The sequence below is a fragment of the Parvibacter caecicola genome, assembly GCF_003725335.1.
In the GTDB taxonomy this organism is placed as follows: Bacteria; Actinomycetota; Coriobacteriia; order Coriobacteriales; family Eggerthellaceae; genus Parvibacter; species Parvibacter caecicola.
This window is the reverse complement of sequence record NZ_QIBY01000009.1, coordinates 1-14587: the sequence shown is the minus strand read 5'-3', so window position 1 is coordinate 14587 and position 14587 is coordinate 1. Positions and strand designations below refer to the sequence as shown.

Genomic DNA, 14587 nt, shown 5'->3' with positions numbered 1-14587 from the left:
CTGTGACCTGGGAAGACACCACGTTTTCCCAGGTCACAGCATTTACACGTTTTTGACGCTTTGGTACGCCGACTACCCCTTATACCCGTCCGGATTCATAGACTGCCAGCGCCAACTGTCGGCGCACATGCGGTCAAGATCAAACTGGGCCTCCCAGCCCAACTCGCGGCGCGCCTTGTCGCAGGCGGCGTAATTCTCGGCGATGTCGCCCGCCCGCCGCGGCCGCACCACGTAGGGCAGCGAATGCCCGCAGGCCTTCTCGAAGGCGTGCACCACATCTAGCACGCTAGAGCCCTTGCCGGTGCCCAGGTTAAAAATGCCCACACCGTGGCGCGTGCCGTCCTCGGCGGCAGCGCCCGCCACAGAGCCCAGCCCCCACGGCTCGCCGGTGCCCACGCGCCCGGCCATCCATTCCAGCGCTGCCACATGGCCGCGGGCCAAATCCACCACATGGATGTAGTCGCGCACGCCAGTGCCATCAGGGGTGGGGTAGTCGTCGCCAAACACGTTCACCTCAGGCAGCTTCCCCACTGCCACCTGCGCCACATAGGGCAGCAAGTTGTTGGGGATGCCCTTGGGGTCTTCGCCGATCAGGCCGCTCTCGTGCGCGCCAATGGGGTTGAAGTAGCGCAGCAGCACCACGTTCCACTCGTTATCGCCCACGTACAGGTCGGTCAGCACCTGCTCCAGCATGCTTTTGGTTTGGCCGTAGGGGTTGGTGGCCTCGTGCTTGGGGCACTCCTCGGTAATGGGGATGAACTCCGGCTCGCCATACACGGTGGCGCTGCTGCTGAACACCAGGTTCTTCACCCCGTGGCTGCGGGCCACATCCGCCAGCACCAGCGTTCCAGCCACGTTGTTCCAGTAGTATTCCAGCGGCTTGGCCACGCTCTCCCCCACCGCTTTGAAGCCGGCGAAGTGAATGATGGCGTCGATTCCGTTTTCGCTGAAGATGCGATGCAGCGCCTCGCGGTCTAGGATGCTGGCCTCGTAGAAGCGCAGCTGGGGGCTGTCTTCAGAAATGCCGGCGATGGCGCGAACCCGCCACAGCGCCTCGGGCGAGGAGTTGGACAAGTCGTCCACCACTACCACGGTATAGCCCTGGGCCAGCAGCTCCACCACCGTGTGGCTGCCGATGAACCCAGCGCCTCCGGTAACCAGAATGGTGGTTTCCTGCGGGGACTTCCCCAAACCTTTGTTGGCCATCGCCGCCTGCCTTTCCGTTCGTTTTCAGCGGCTTCTCATTGTACTTGTTCTGGCATTTGCCGCAAACAGTGGCGCCAGGCCGCTGCCATCCAACAACGCCGACGGCCGCCGCGCCGCGCTGCACAGCGCCTGGTTAGCGAGCCGCAGGATGGAGGGGTTGCAAAATGGCCCGCAGCCGTTCCGGAGTGTCGAACTGCACCGAGCCACCGCTGCGCATCATCGCCACCTCACCGCACCATTGGCGCTGCCGGGCGGCGGTTCCGCACGCGGCAGCGCCCGCCTTCATTGGACCTGGCGCCGCAGAGCGCCCGGAAAACCCGCGCACCGCGCACCCGCGCCGCGCTTTATAGCCAGCCGTGCGCACGACAAACCGAGGAACAAACTGTTCGTCGCTGGGGAAATCGTGCGTGCGGAACGAGTAGCGCAGCTGTTCCATGGCATCGGCCAAGGCATCCTGCAGCTTCACCCCTTCCCGCAGGGGCACCAGCCCCAGCTCGGGGTTGAACAGATGGGTGTCGCTCACGTAAACCGTACGAGTTCGGTAGCGCCGCCGCACCTCGGCCCGCGCCACCAGCAGGGCCGTTGCCACCAGCCCCGCCCCCAGCGAAACCGCCAGCCCGAACCCCAAATGCGTCTGCGCATGGTACAACCCCAGCCCGCACCAAAGCGCCAGCAACGCTGCCGCGCTGACGATGCCCAGCACCCAAACCATGATGTCCGATTTTTCCAAAACCCGTCCTCCGCAATTCACCAGCACAGGGGGCCATGCCGTGATGCGGCTATGGTACGCAGCAAATCTGTAAGCCCCATGAAGACCAGCCCACCTACACGAAAACTGCCCATGAGAAAAAGCATGACAGGGGACGGGGATAACGTCAGGTCCGAACCCGCGGTGCATCCTGGCTGGCCCGACCCGGCAGGTCGGAGAGAGGTCCGGTCAAGCGGAGCAGAGGGGAAATCCACTCGCCCGCCAGGGCGAGTTAGTTCCCCTCGTGCGGAGCGTCGAGCGCAGGCCTGCCGGGTCGGCCCACCCTCCAGAAACGCAAAAAAGGCAGAGATAGAATCTCTGCCCTACGAGTTCGACCTGCGACGGCACCCTTCCCCCTGCCCCGAAAACCTGACGTTATCCCCGTCCCCTGTCATGAAAAGGCCGCTGGGGTTGCCAGCGGCCTTTTGGGACGTCACCCGAGGCGGCACGTTATGCGCTCTGCGAAGCTAATGCAGCGGCGAGAAGTCCGGATCCAGCGCCTCATCGATGTACTCCTGGATGGGCTTGGGGCCGATGTCCTGCAGCTCCTCTTCCTTCCAGCACTGCACCTCGGGCAGCCCGGGTACGCTGGAGGCCAAGAACACCGGGTCCTTCCCAGCCTTGCGCTGCTTGGTATAGTCGTCCAGCGCCGCCAGCGCCCACTTGCCCAGCAGCAAGATAACCACCAAGTTGATGATGGCCATGAAGCCCATGAAGATGTCGGCCAGGTTCCAGGCCAGATCGAAGCTGTTCACCGCGCCGTACAGAATGAACAGCAGGCACAGGACGCGGAACGCGAACAGCGCGTAGCGGTTCTTGGTGATGTAAAGGAAGTTGCTCTCGGCATAGAAGTAGTTGCCGATAAGGCTAGAGAACGCGAACGCGAAAATGGCGAAGGTCATGAAGTGGATGCCCACTTCGCCCACCGAGTTGTTCACGGCCATCTGCACCAGCGCCATGCCATTCAGGCCGGCGGCGGCGTCGCCGTTCTGCACGTAGAAAATCAGCACCATCAAAGCGGAGGCAGTGCAAATGACCAGGGTGTCGATGTACACGGACAGGCTTTGCACCAGGCCCTGCTTCACTGGGTGGGAAACCGACGCGGTGGCGGCGGCGTTGGGAGCGGAACCCATACCAGCCTCGTTGGAGAACAGGCCGCGCTTGATGCCCAGCATCACAACAGAGCCGGCGAAACCGCCCGCCACCGACTGGAAGTCGAAGGCCGACTGGAACACCACGGCGAACACGGTGGGCAGCTCGCCCACGTTGGCGAACACCGTCCACAGCGACAGGGCGATGTAGGCGAAAGCCATGATGGGCACAATGATGGACGTGATGATGGAGATGCGCTTGGCGCCGCCGAAAATGACGAAGGCCACGAACACGCACACCACGATGCCCACGCCCAGGGCCACGCCGTTGGCGGCGTAGTCGGGAATGTAATATTCCAGCGAGGAGGTCATGTTGAAGGTTTGCAGCCCGTTAAAGCCGAACGCGAAGCACAGGATAAGGGCGATGGCGAACACGATGCCCAGCCAGCGCTGCCCCAGGCCCTGCTGGATGTAGTAAGCGGGACCGCCGCGGAATTCGCCATCCTTGAACTTAACCTTGAAAATCTGGGCCAGGGTAGACTCGATGAACGCAGAAGCGGCGCCCACGATGCACATCAGCCACATCCAGAACACCGCGCCCGGGCCGCCAGTGGCAATGGCCGTAGCCACGCCGGCGATGTTGCCCGTGCCCACGCGGGAGGCGGTGGACACCATCATGGCCTGGAACGAGGAAATGGAGCGCTGGCCGTTCACGTGCCTTTTCTCGGTCAGCTGGGTGAACATGTCCTTGATGTAGCGGATTTGCACCGCCTTGGTGCGGATGGTGTAGTAGATGCCCACGAACACCAGCAGTATCACCAAGATGTAGGTGTACATGAAGTCGTCAATCACCCCCGTGATGGAAATGAGTTGATCGTTGATCGCGCTTAGATCCATATGCCCTCCTTTGGCCGTGGGTAATTGCAAGCATTTTACCAGAGCACGGGCTCTTTACTTGGCTAAAGCGCGGTCTATCTGGGGCTTCGGAGCGCCATCCACTCCCACGGGCACAAAAAAGCGCGAACCCCGAAGGGCCCGCGCTTATGCATTTCGCTTGCTTCCGCTTGGTTACTTGATGCCCGCCTCCATGCGTGCTTCGTCCAAAAGCTCATCGGGAGTGGGGGCCTTCACCTGCAACGCCACCGGCTTGGTGGGCAGCACGCGCTGAGCAAAGGAAGGCATATTGTCCTCCATGGCGGTTACGCGCACCACGTCACCGGTGTGCGGCGCATGAATGTAGTAGCCGTCACCCAGGTACATGGCCACATGGTGAATGTCACCGTCGTTATCGAAGAACAGCAGGTCGCCCGGCTGCAAATCGTCAAACTGCACCGTTTCGCCCACGCGCCACTGGAAGTAGGTGGTGCGGGGAATGTCCACACCCATGGCCTCGCGCAGGCTGTACTGCATCAGTCCCGAGCAGTCGAAGCCGGTGATGGGGTCGGCGCCGCCCCACACATAGGGGGTGCCCAGGTGCGAGGTAACCTCAGACAGCAGGTCGGCCACGGTACGCTGCTCCATAACCGGTTCGCCCTCTTCGTCGAACAGCAGCTCGCCGGTTTCGGGGTCGGTGGCCTGCATCTCATAGGTGTCCACGTACTCCCAGCTCAGCGGCTTGTCGAAGCGCTCCAGATCGTAAGTGGCAATGAGGTCTTGCAGCTTCTCGGAATAGGTGGGCGAAGTAGCGTAACGGCCCTCCAGGAAGTCGCAGGCCTCGGCAGGGGTTTCGGCGTTGCTCTTCCAAGCGCCGGAATAGTAGCCGTCCAGGCCGTTGGCCAGCAGGTCGGCGTAGTCGGCCAGCGAGTCGGCGTAACCGTCGTAGGCGCGGAAGCGGGCCAGCAGCGTATAAGACTCGCCGCGGGAGTTGAACTCGGTAGTGCGCATGACCACGGAATTGCCCTCGTAGAAGCCCTTGATGCCGAACAGGTTGAAGTTGGGCGCCTGGGCCAGGCCGGAATTGCCAGAACCGGACTCCAGAATGGCCTGGGCAATCATCACGGAAGCGTAGAGATCGTTCTCCTGCGCCAGCTGACGGGCTTGTTCGCCGATGATGGCGATGAACATCTCGGTGGTGGCGTTCAGCGAATAATGCTTCGGCGTGTAGGTGCCGCTGTCGGGAATAGGCTCAGTGGTCTTGTTGCTGTTCTCCTGCTTGTCCTCGGGCTTGGGCTCGGCGGGAGCTGGCTTGGGCTCGGGCTTGGCGGTTTCGTCAACCGCGGGGGCCTCGGGCTTCGGCTGTTCGGGAGTGGGAGCGGTGGGCTCGTCGGCAGGATCGTCTACCGGGGGCACCTCCGGGTCTTCCCCGTCATCATCGGTATCGGGGGTGTCAGGGGTGTCGGGTGTTTCCGGCGTTTCGGGAACATCGCCCTCGTCGCCGCCATCCGGGACCTCAGGGGTTTCGGGAGTCTCGCCCTCGTCGCCCCCATCAGGGGTTTCTGGCACATCGGGGGTCTCGCCCTCGGTGCCGTCTTCGCCCTCGGTGTTGTCGCCCTTGTCCCCGGCGGCCTCCTCGGCGTCTAATTTCTCTTGCTCGGCCTTGGCGGCAGCCTCTTCGGCAGCCTTCTTCGCCGCTTCTTCCTCAGCTTTCTGCTGAGCCTTCATATCGCTCACCAGCTTGCTCAGGCGCGCTTTCTGGTCGGCATCGCTCAGCTGACAGAACTTCTCAAATTCGCTCGCGGAAAGTTTATTCAGCGCCTCGCGCTCATCAGAGGAAAGGTTCTCCCACTGCTCTCCGCTGGTGTTCTCGGCCAGAGCCACGCTCTGGGCCACCGCCACACTGCCCGAAGTACCAACAATGAGGGCAGCGGTGGTGAGAAGCGATATTGCTTTTGTTCTCATAGTGCACCTGCCTTACTGCAAATCCCCGCCGGGCCCATGAGCACCCGGCCAACGTTTCGTCATGGTCTCGACCCCAAATATCCTATCGAACCCCAAATTAACGAAGGATTAGGTAAGTTTACTCCCTCTTTAGAGGGTTTCTCAACCCCAACATCCAAAAATAAATCCGCATATGACCAGGTTTTATCACGAACAGTAAACCGTTCTTGTGTTGGGAAATTCTACCTCTACAATATCTTGCCTTTTTTCGGCGGAATTTGCCTTTCTGTTAATCTGAGATTTCAAGTCAGATATCAAGGTGCCAAAGCCATTCGCCCGCGTTTTCCCACCTTTGACAGGCACGACGAACCAGAGAAAACGGCTTTCTCTGGTGACAGTTTCCCGCAAAATGGGGTTTTTAGGGCGTCAAGACCCCCGTTCTTAACAAGTCGTAAGCCCGGGGCCGCTGGGCTGTAACGTTCTTATGATTGGTTCAGAAATGGCCGCTTTACAACCGGGCTTCGAGGCGCTGCCACAGGTTGTCGCGGAACTGCTGCACCCCGGCCACCTCCTCATCGGTGAGGGCCTTGAACCGCCCTTGGCTGCGCACGTAGTGCTCCACCGGCGAAAACTGGCGAGGACGGCGGCTCACCGTCAAACGACCGGCTGGCTGTCCGCTCACAGCGCTGCCCTCGTATTCCAGCAGGGGCCACAGGCCGCAGTCCACCATCTCTTTGGCGATGTCCACCGTCGCGTCCACCGCCGTCCCCCACCCAGTGGGACACGGGGCTATCACCTGGATGAACTTGGTGCCGCGAATGGACGCCGCCTTCTCCACCTTCGCCAGGTAATCGGGCAGATAGCCGATGGAAGCGGTGGCGGCGTAGGGGATGTCGTGGGCAGCCACTATCTCGAACAGGTTTTTCTTCTGGGTGGCGCAGCCGCGCACGTTGCGGCCGGCGGGCGTGGTGGTTGTTGAGGCGCCGAACGGGGTGAGCGAGCTTTTCTGGATGCCCGTGTTCATGTAGGCCTCGTTGTCATAGCATATATATAGTATGTCGTCGTTGCGGTCGATGGCGCCGGACAGCGCCTGCAGCCCGATGTCGGCCGTGCCGCCATCGCCGGCGAAGCCTACCACCGGGTACTCGGCCGGGCTCTTCCCCTGGGCCTCAAGCCCTGCCGCTATGCCGGAAAGCACGCTGGCCGTGGCGGCGAAGGGGGTGATCATGGCGTTGTTGGCGAAGCAAAGTTGCGGAAAATTGAAGCCCACCGCGCTCATGCAGCCGGCCGGCAGGGCGCACACGGCGTTGGGCCCCAGCACCTTCAGGGCCGCCCGCACCGCCAAGCTGCCGCCGCAACCGGCGCAGGCCTTGTGGCCGTAAAACAGCTCGTCATCGGAAATGGTTTTGGCGTTCGCCGGCATTTAGGCCACCTCCCCCTCATCGTCTACCCCCAGAAACACCACGCAGTTGGAGGAATGTGCAGAGCTTGTGGCGCCGGGTTGGCCCGGGCGTGGATATTCGTCGGCCACACGCTGAGGCAGGGATAGAATCTCTGCCCTACGAATTCCAGTTGGTACGGGGTCTGGTGTGGAAGCGGACGCTTTCCCCGCAGCCGCCTCCGCCCATTGCGAGCCAGCAGCCGGCGCCCCTTTTGCGCGCTGATCGCTCTCTACCAGCGCCGCAAGGCGGGCGAAGGCGTTGCGAATCTGGGCGGCGGTGATGTCGTCGCCCCCCAGGCCGCCGATGAAGTTCATGGTAGGCGCGCCGTTGCCCCCTTGGGCCAGCGCGGAATTTACATTGGTGAACACCGTGCCCTCGGCGCCGAAGGAGATGTCCTTCTCCAGGACGCCCACCGCCGCCTTGCCCGCCAGCAGCTGGTTCAGGCGTTGCGCGGGGAAGGGGCGTAGGTAGCGCAACCGCACCATGCCGCAGGGCACGCCCTGGTCCCGCAGCTGATCCACCACCTGGCGCACCTGCCCGGCCACGCTGCCCACGCACACCAGCACCAGCTGGGCATCGGCGGTGCGGTACTCCTCCGCCATGCCACCGTATTGGCGCCCCATCACCTGGGCGAAGCGCTGCTCCACTTCGTCGATGACCGTCTCTGCCGCCAACATGTCTCGATGGTGCCAATACTGGTAGTGGCGGTTGAATTCGGGGCCGGCGGAATAGCCCAGGTTCACCGGCTGCTCGAAATCGAAACGGTTGCGGGTTTCGTACGGGGGCAGAAACTCATCCGCCTGTTGCTGCTCGGGAATGTCCACCGCCTCATAGGTGTGGGTGAGGGCGAAGCCGTCGATGTTCACCATCACCGGCAGGCTGACGCTGGGGTGCTCGGCCACGGCGTAAGCCATTAGCGCCAGGTCCAGCGCCTCCTGGTTGTCCTGGGCGTACACCTGAATCCAGCCATGATCCAGCAGGGCCAGGCTGTCCCGCTGGTCGCCGTAGATGTTCCACGGCAGGGCGGTGGCGCGGTTGGCGTTCATCATCACAATGGGGAACCGGCCGCCCGCCGCGTAGGTAAGCACCTCGGCCATGTACAAAAGCCCCTGACTGGAGGTGGCGGTGAAGGTGCGCGCGCCAGTGGCGGAGGCCCCCATGGCGCAGGACAGCGCCGAGTGCTCCGATTCCACATGCACGTAATGGGCGTTCAGCTGGCCACTTTCCACCATTTCGGAAAGCCGCTCCACCACCACCGTTTGCGGCGTGATGGGATAGGCGGAAATCACCGCCGGCCGCGCCAGGCGCACCCCTTCGGCAAAGGCCTCGTCGCCGGAAAGAAAACGCTTCATCGGGTACCGCCCTTCTCGACCGCCAGGGCCTGGGCCTCGTCCACCATGGCGATGGCGCCGAAGCGGCAAGCGCGGGCGCACACGCCGCAGCCTTTGCAGAAATCGTAGTCGATGGAAAGCCCCGCGGTTTGGCCGCCTTCGTCGCGGACTTTGAAGATGGTGCCGTCGGGGCAGTACAGATAGCATTGCAGGCACAGGGTGCAAGCGGCGCCGTCTATTACGGGTCGCTGGTTGCGCCAGCCGGCGTTTTTCGTCACCAAGTGGCCCGCCGCGTAACAGGTGTTCTTGGCGAATTCCGCCGGGTTGAGCGAGGGCGCCGCCGCATCGGCGGAATCACGCAGCCGGCAGCGAATGCCCGGCGCAACCGGGGACGACGCCGCGGAACGGCAATGGGCTTTCGGCAGGCCTTCGTGGGGCAGCGGTTCTGTCTGTGTCTTCTTTGCCAACAAGGAATCGGCGCCGGAGATAGCCACTGCCTGGCTGATCTTGGCAATCGGTTGAGTGGAGCAAGCTGCTTCCGGTTGCTTTTTAGGCAAAGATAGAATCTCTGCCCTACGAAGGGCGGGGGCGTCTTCGCCATGCGAGCCTTGCCCGTCTGCCGTCTGAAGGGCGAAAGCGGCGCCCTCGTCGCCATCATCGTCGGCGGCCGTAGGACAGGTATTTTCGTAGGGCAGAGATTCTATCTCTGCCGCCGCGCTCATCGTGCGCACTGCCTCGTCCACTACGGCCCAGTTCTTCTGATACAGCTTTTCCGGCATGTACTGGGCAATGGCTTCCTTTACCGCCGCCTCGGTGACGGAGGGGCACAGCACCGTTAGCGCCCCCAGAAACACCGTGTTGGGAATAGGGCGCCCCAAAAGCGCCGTGGAAATGCCGTTGGCGTCGATGGCCACGATGCGCTCGTCGCCGAACTGCTGGCAGGAATTCACCAGCACCCGGCCACCGGGCTTCAACTCTTGCTGCCACCCCGGCTGCAGCAGAGTTTCGTCCAGGTACACCACGAAATCCGCCCGCTGGATAGCAGAGCGATCGCCGATGGGTTCGCGGGAAAACTTCGTGAACGCCCGCATGGGGGCGCCGCGCCGCTCGGGGCCGAAAGAGGGGAAGGCCAGCGCATGGGCGCCCTCCTCCAGCGAAGCGGCGGCCCCTAAAAGCCGCGCCGCCGTGAAGGCCCCTTGGCCCCCGCGGCCGTGCCACAGAACTTCTATCATGAATAACCTCTCCCTCAGGGGAACGGGGCCGGTGCCCTTGCCTCCCATGATATAGCAATCCCCCACAAAAAAGCGGTGCGCCGGCTTGCACGCCCGCGCCCCGCCCCGTTTTGCAGATGGGCCGGCCCGACAGGTGGCCAAATCTCCATCCCAGCTACTGAACCAGCCCGTCTACAATGTGCTCACAGGCCCGACTCGTAGGGCAGAGACCCCCTCTCTGCCCAAACAAACGGCCCGCCCACAACGACCCCGCAGGCGGAACTCGTAGGGCAGAGATTCTATCTCTGCCTAAACGGACGGCCCGTGCGGGGCTGCAGCTTTAGGCCGAGATAGAATCTCGGCCCTACGAAAATGCAGCTGCCAAATCATAGCCCATTGCATCCGATGCCCAGCTCATCGCCATTGCGTCCGTTGGCGAACCGGCGTCCGCAGCCGTAAACCCCGCTCGCGTCTACCGCGGCCCTAGTTGAACACCGCGTACTTCTCCAGGTTCTTCTTCAGCTTTTCGAGGAACTTCTGCTCCAGTTCGCTGATGGCGGCACCGCGGCGCACGATGTAACCCAGCTGCAGCCGCTCGTCGGTATCCAGCGCCACGGTGGTGAGGGCGCTGCCGTCGGTGATGCCCACCAAAATGCCGCTGGTGACGGTGTAGCCGTTCAGCGCCACAATCAATTCAGTGAGGGAGGCGCGGTCGGTGCAGGCGATGGTCTTGCCCCGCGGCACCGACGCCAGGGCTTCTTCGTAGAAGAACTCTGGCGCGTCCGGCCCTTGGTCGAAGTACACGTAGGGCCAGCCTTCCATGTCCTCCAGCGTCAACTTCTGCTTGTTCACCATGGGGTGGCTGGCGGGCAGCGCCACACGGGGGGCGCTGGTGATCAGCTCCACGAACTCAAGCCCGCGCTGGGCCAGCACCTCGTTCAGCTGCTGGGCAGTTTCAGAGGTTTCCATAATCACGCCCAGGTCGCTCACGCCGTTGGCCACGTCGTCGATGACCCCCTGGGTGGTGCGGTCCAGCAGCGAATAGTGGTACTCCTCGCCACCGGTGGCCAGCACCACCTGGGCGAAAGTTTGCACGTCGAACAGGTAATGCTGCCCGGAAATGGAGAAGGTCTTAGCCATTGTTCTTCCTTTCATCGACGAAGCGGCTGGCCTTGTGCTCGGAAGAGGTGCCCAGCTTGCCTGCATCGTACACGATAACCTTCGACGGACGCACGCCGGTGTGGGTTTTCAGCGCCCCTTCCACACGGCGGGCCACCTCGTCGTAAGGCTCGGCGGAACCTTGGGCCCGCTCCACCGACACCTCGTATTTGGTGGTGAAGTCCTGGTCGTACACGCGAATGGAGTATTCGCCAGTGAGCCCCTTCTCGGCGCGCACCACGTATTCGATATCGGTGGGGAACACATTCACGGCGCCCACGATGAACATCTCGTCCTTACGGCCGGTGATGTGGATGCGGGCCAGGGTGCGGCCGCACTCGCAGGGGTCGTTGGTCACATAGCCGATGTCGCCGGTGCGGAAGCGGATCATGGGGCGCGCCTTTTTCGTAAGGGTGGTGTACACCAGCTCGCCCAGCTGGCCCGGCTCAAGCACCTCGCCGGTGGCGGGGTCTACCGTTTCCACCAGAATCTGGTCCTCCACGATGTGCAGGCCGTCCTTCGCCTCGCACATGGCGGCGCAAGCACCGTAGATGTCGGACAGGCCGAAGAAGTCCACCACCTTCGCCCCCCACAAATCCTCGATGGCCTCGCGGGTGGACTTGATGGATCCGCCCGGCTCGCCGGCCACGATGATGGTGTGGATGGAGAAGTCGGTTTTGGGGTCGTAGCCTTTTTCCTTCGCCTTCTCTCCCAGCGTCCAGGCGTAAGAGGGGCTGGTCCAGATGACAGTGGGCTGGTACTGCTTCAGCACGAACAGCAGGCGGTCGGAGGGCACCGCGCCCACCCAGATGGCCAGGGCCCCCAGCCGTTGCGCGCCAATCACGTCGGGGCCGCCCACGTACAGGGCGAAGTTCAGGCCGTGCACGTAGCGATCGTTGGGGCGCATGCCCGCCTGCCAGAACAGCCGCGCCTCGGTGTCTTGCCACAAGTCGAAGTCCTCCTGGGTGAAGGGGCTTACCGTGGGCACGCCGGTGGAGCCGGACGACGTGGCCATGAACACCACTTCCTCTTCCGGAACCGAGCACATCTCACCGAAGAACGATCCCACATGCTGGGTGTCGCGCTCGGTTTTCTTGTCTATGAAGGGGAACTTCTGGATGTCCTCCAGCGTTTGGATGTCGTCGGGGGAAACGCCGGCTTCGTCGAAGGTGCGCTTGTAGTACACCGTGTTGTCGTAGGCGTAGCGCACCATTTCCTTCAGCCGCTGCAGCTGCATCTCTTCCAGCTGCGGGCGCGGCATGCACTCTATCTCCGGGTCGTAGTATTTCTGGTCGTAGGGAATGTTCTTCTTTGCCATAAGGCCGCGCTCCTAAACTCGCTTTGGGAAAAATCGCACCTGTGAATGAAACCACTCTCGGGGGCTTTTCACAAGGTGCCTGATTATTCATTGTTTCGATTGAGTTCGTTCGGTAGTATAGATAGCTAAGTTAACGGCCATGCAGATGATAGGAGATGTCGTGACCCTGCAGCAACTGCGCTACCTCATTGCCGTGGCGGAATACGGCTCCATCAACAAAGCCGCCGCCAGCCTGTACGCATCGCAGTCCAACCTGTCCACCGCCATAAAGGATTTGGAACGGGAGCTGGGCATTACCATCTTCACCCGCAACAACCGCGGCGTGGCCCTCACCAATGACGGCGCCGAACTGGTCAGTTACGCGCGGCAGGTGATGGAACAGGTTTCTATGATCGAGGAGCGCTATTCGCCGGCCCAGCAGTCGTTCGCGCGGCTTGCGGTGAGCACCCAGCACTACGCCTTCAGCCTGCAGGCGTTCATGGAAGTAGCCGACCGCTTCGCCGGCGACGAGTACGACTTCATCTTGCGGGAAACCACCACGGCCCAGATTATCTCCGACGTGGCCACGTTCCGCAGCGATGCCGGCATTCTGTACTTGGACAGCTTCAACGAGCGGGTGCTGATGAAGGCTTTTGCCGATTCGCACCTCACCTTCACCCCGCTGTTCTCAGCCCGTACCCACGTATTCATGAGCGAGAAACATCCGCTGGCGAAAAGCGCCGTGCTGAAGCTGGAAGATTTGGCCGACTACCCGCGCTATTCCTTCGAGCAGGGCCCTTCGGCGTCCCTGTATTATGCGGAAGAGCCGCTGGCTTATCTGCCCCACAGCAAGAACATCGCCATCACCGACCGCGGCACCCTCACCAACCTGCTTGCCAACCACAGCGGCTACACGCTCTCCACCGGCGTGCTTTCCGAAGAGATGCACACGGGCATCGTGTCCATTCCGCTGGAGGAGGAAATCACCATGACGGTAGGTTACCTGATGCACAGCCAGCGGAACGCCTCTCCACTGCTTGTGGCCTACCTGGAACAACTGCGAGAAGTGATCCGCCAAAACCCCACCGTGAGCAGCCAAGAATGAGACAAAGGGACAACCCTAATGTCTCATTAAATCTTGCGGAGGACCTCCATGACGAAGTCGCTGTTCACGTAGAGGGTTTCTTCGTCCACGTTTTCAGCCACATCGTCGCGCTCGGCGAAGAAGGCGGGCTTGCCGTCCAGCTGGCCCACCAGGTGCATGGCCTGATGGCCGTGCTTCATGGCGAAGGCGGAAGCGCTGTCCTTCCAGCACTGCGTGCCCTTCTCCACGGAAATGCCCACTGCCGAGGCGGCCTTGCGCACAATGCGGTCCATGCGGGAAGAAGGCTTCTTGTGCAGGAACTTGCCTTCCTTTTCCATAAGGGTGAGCTGGCCGGCGCCAAGGCCTTCCAGGTCAACGATGATGGCGCCGCGCAAATCCTGGGCGTGCTCCTCCAGGAAGGCGCGCATGCCGCCGTTGTCGGCCAGCTGGGCGCCCAGCGCCACAAACCAAACCTCCACGTTCACGGCAGGGTTGTAGAAGCTCACCACTTCGTCACGCAGGGCCTCCTGCGGCGCCGACTGCCCCAGACCGTCGCTGGTGCCGTCGGCCAAAGCGGTGATGTCCAGCCCAGTGTCTTCGGGCAGGTCGAGGTCTTCATCGGTAGAGCGGGTGGAAACGCGCCCCAGGCTCTCGCGTGAGAAAGCGCCGCCGCTCCAATGGCGGCCGCGGCGGTTGTGGCTGGGCACGTCGTCGTCATCGTTAAAGCCGAAATCGGCGGACTCTTTCAGGGCCTCGTAAGGGTCTTCCTCTTCGGCGCGGAAGCTCTCCCAGCCGCCGCGGGCAGCGCCCACCGAACGGGCATCGAAGCTCTCGTCCACCGACAGCCATTCCTGCGGGGTTACCTCTTCCGCCTTCTTGCCCTTGTTGCGGTGCTTGCCGAAGAGACGGCCCAGGCGCGACTTGGGCATGGACACGTAACCAGGGCCGGCAAACGCGCCGGTTTCGGTAATCTGGCTTTGGTAATCGGAGTCGTCAGCGTCCTCCACGTAGATTTCCTGGTCGGCAACGTCTTCCAGCAGTTCGTCCCCTACCGGCTCGAACACGCCCGTGGCGCTGCCGAAAGCGCCGGCGGTGGCCACCGTCTTCGGCTCTTCCGCCGCCGGGGCCGGCGGCTCGTCCCCCAACGCCGGCACCATCACCCGCGGAGCGGGGGCGGTAGCTTGGGGGGAAGTGGCGGGGCG

At 62.5% G+C, this 14587-nt stretch carries 11 protein-coding genes; 1 reads left to right on the top strand and 10 read right to left on the bottom strand.

Annotated features, from left to right (window positions below):
* Positions 1-72: 72 nt before the first annotated feature.
* The 9 genes from galE to DMP11_RS06400 all read right to left on the bottom strand — a co-directional run bounded on the left by galE (position 73) and on the right by DMP11_RS06400 (position 12322).
* A complete protein-coding gene (gene galE, locus DMP11_RS06440) occupies positions 73-1206 on the bottom strand; it encodes a UDP-glucose 4-epimerase GalE (RefSeq protein ID WP_123185692.1) in 1134 nt (377 codons plus the stop codon).
* Between the two features lie 133 nt (positions 1207-1339).
* Positions 1340-1936: a hypothetical protein gene (locus DMP11_RS06435; RefSeq protein ID WP_136845897.1), complete on the bottom strand. Its 597-nt coding sequence runs from the start codon at positions 1934-1936 to the stop codon at positions 1340-1342.
* Between the two features lie 485 nt (positions 1937-2421).
* Positions 2422-3942, bottom strand: coding sequence for an alanine/glycine:cation symporter family protein (locus DMP11_RS06430; RefSeq protein ID WP_123185690.1), 1521 nt, complete (start codon positions 3940-3942; stop codon positions 2422-2424).
* Between the two features lie 171 nt (positions 3943-4113).
* Positions 4114-5883, bottom strand: a complete 1770-nt coding sequence (locus tag DMP11_RS06425; protein WP_123185689.1) for a glucosaminidase domain-containing protein — start codon at positions 5881-5883, stop codon at positions 4114-4116.
* A gap of 487 nt (positions 5884-6370) precedes the next feature.
* Positions 6371-7285, bottom strand: coding sequence for a thiamine pyrophosphate-dependent enzyme (locus DMP11_RS06420; protein WP_123185688.1), 915 nt, complete (start codon positions 7283-7285; stop codon positions 6371-6373).
* Positions 7286-8656 carry a pyruvate ferredoxin oxidoreductase gene (locus DMP11_RS06415; RefSeq protein ID WP_123185687.1) on the bottom strand — a complete coding sequence of 457 codons (1371 nt, stop codon included), beginning with the start codon at positions 8654-8656 and terminating at the stop codon, positions 7286-7288.
* The gene (locus DMP11_RS10505; RefSeq protein WP_214647058.1) at positions 8653-9867 is read right to left on the bottom strand and encodes a 2-oxoacid:acceptor oxidoreductase family protein; all 1215 of its coding nucleotides are present in this window, start codon (positions 9865-9867) and stop codon (positions 8653-8655) included. The genes DMP11_RS06415 and DMP11_RS10505 overlap by 4 nt, the downstream gene beginning before the upstream one ends.
* A 462-nt stretch (positions 9868-10329) precedes the next feature.
* The gene (locus DMP11_RS06405; RefSeq protein WP_123185686.1) at positions 10330-10986 is read right to left on the bottom strand and encodes a LysR family transcriptional regulator substrate-binding protein; all 657 of its coding nucleotides are present in this window, start codon (positions 10984-10986) and stop codon (positions 10330-10332) included.
* Positions 10979-12322: a phenylacetate--CoA ligase family protein gene (locus DMP11_RS06400; protein WP_123185685.1), complete on the bottom strand. Its 1344-nt coding sequence runs from the start codon at positions 12320-12322 to the stop codon at positions 10979-10981. The genes DMP11_RS06405 and DMP11_RS06400 overlap by 8 nt, the downstream gene beginning before the upstream one ends.
* A 160-nt stretch (positions 12323-12482) precedes the next feature.
* Here DMP11_RS06400 and DMP11_RS06395 point away from each other — a divergent pair, with 160 nt between their 5' ends.
* Positions 12483-13406, top strand: coding sequence for a LysR family transcriptional regulator (locus tag DMP11_RS06395; protein WP_123185684.1), 924 nt, complete (start codon positions 12483-12485; stop codon positions 13404-13406).
* Between the two features lie 26 nt (positions 13407-13432).
* Here DMP11_RS06395 and DMP11_RS10305 read toward each other — a convergent pair.
* Positions 13433-14587 (bottom strand): hypothetical protein (locus DMP11_RS10305; protein ID WP_235869410.1); only part of this gene is annotated, 1155 nt, incomplete at its 5' end.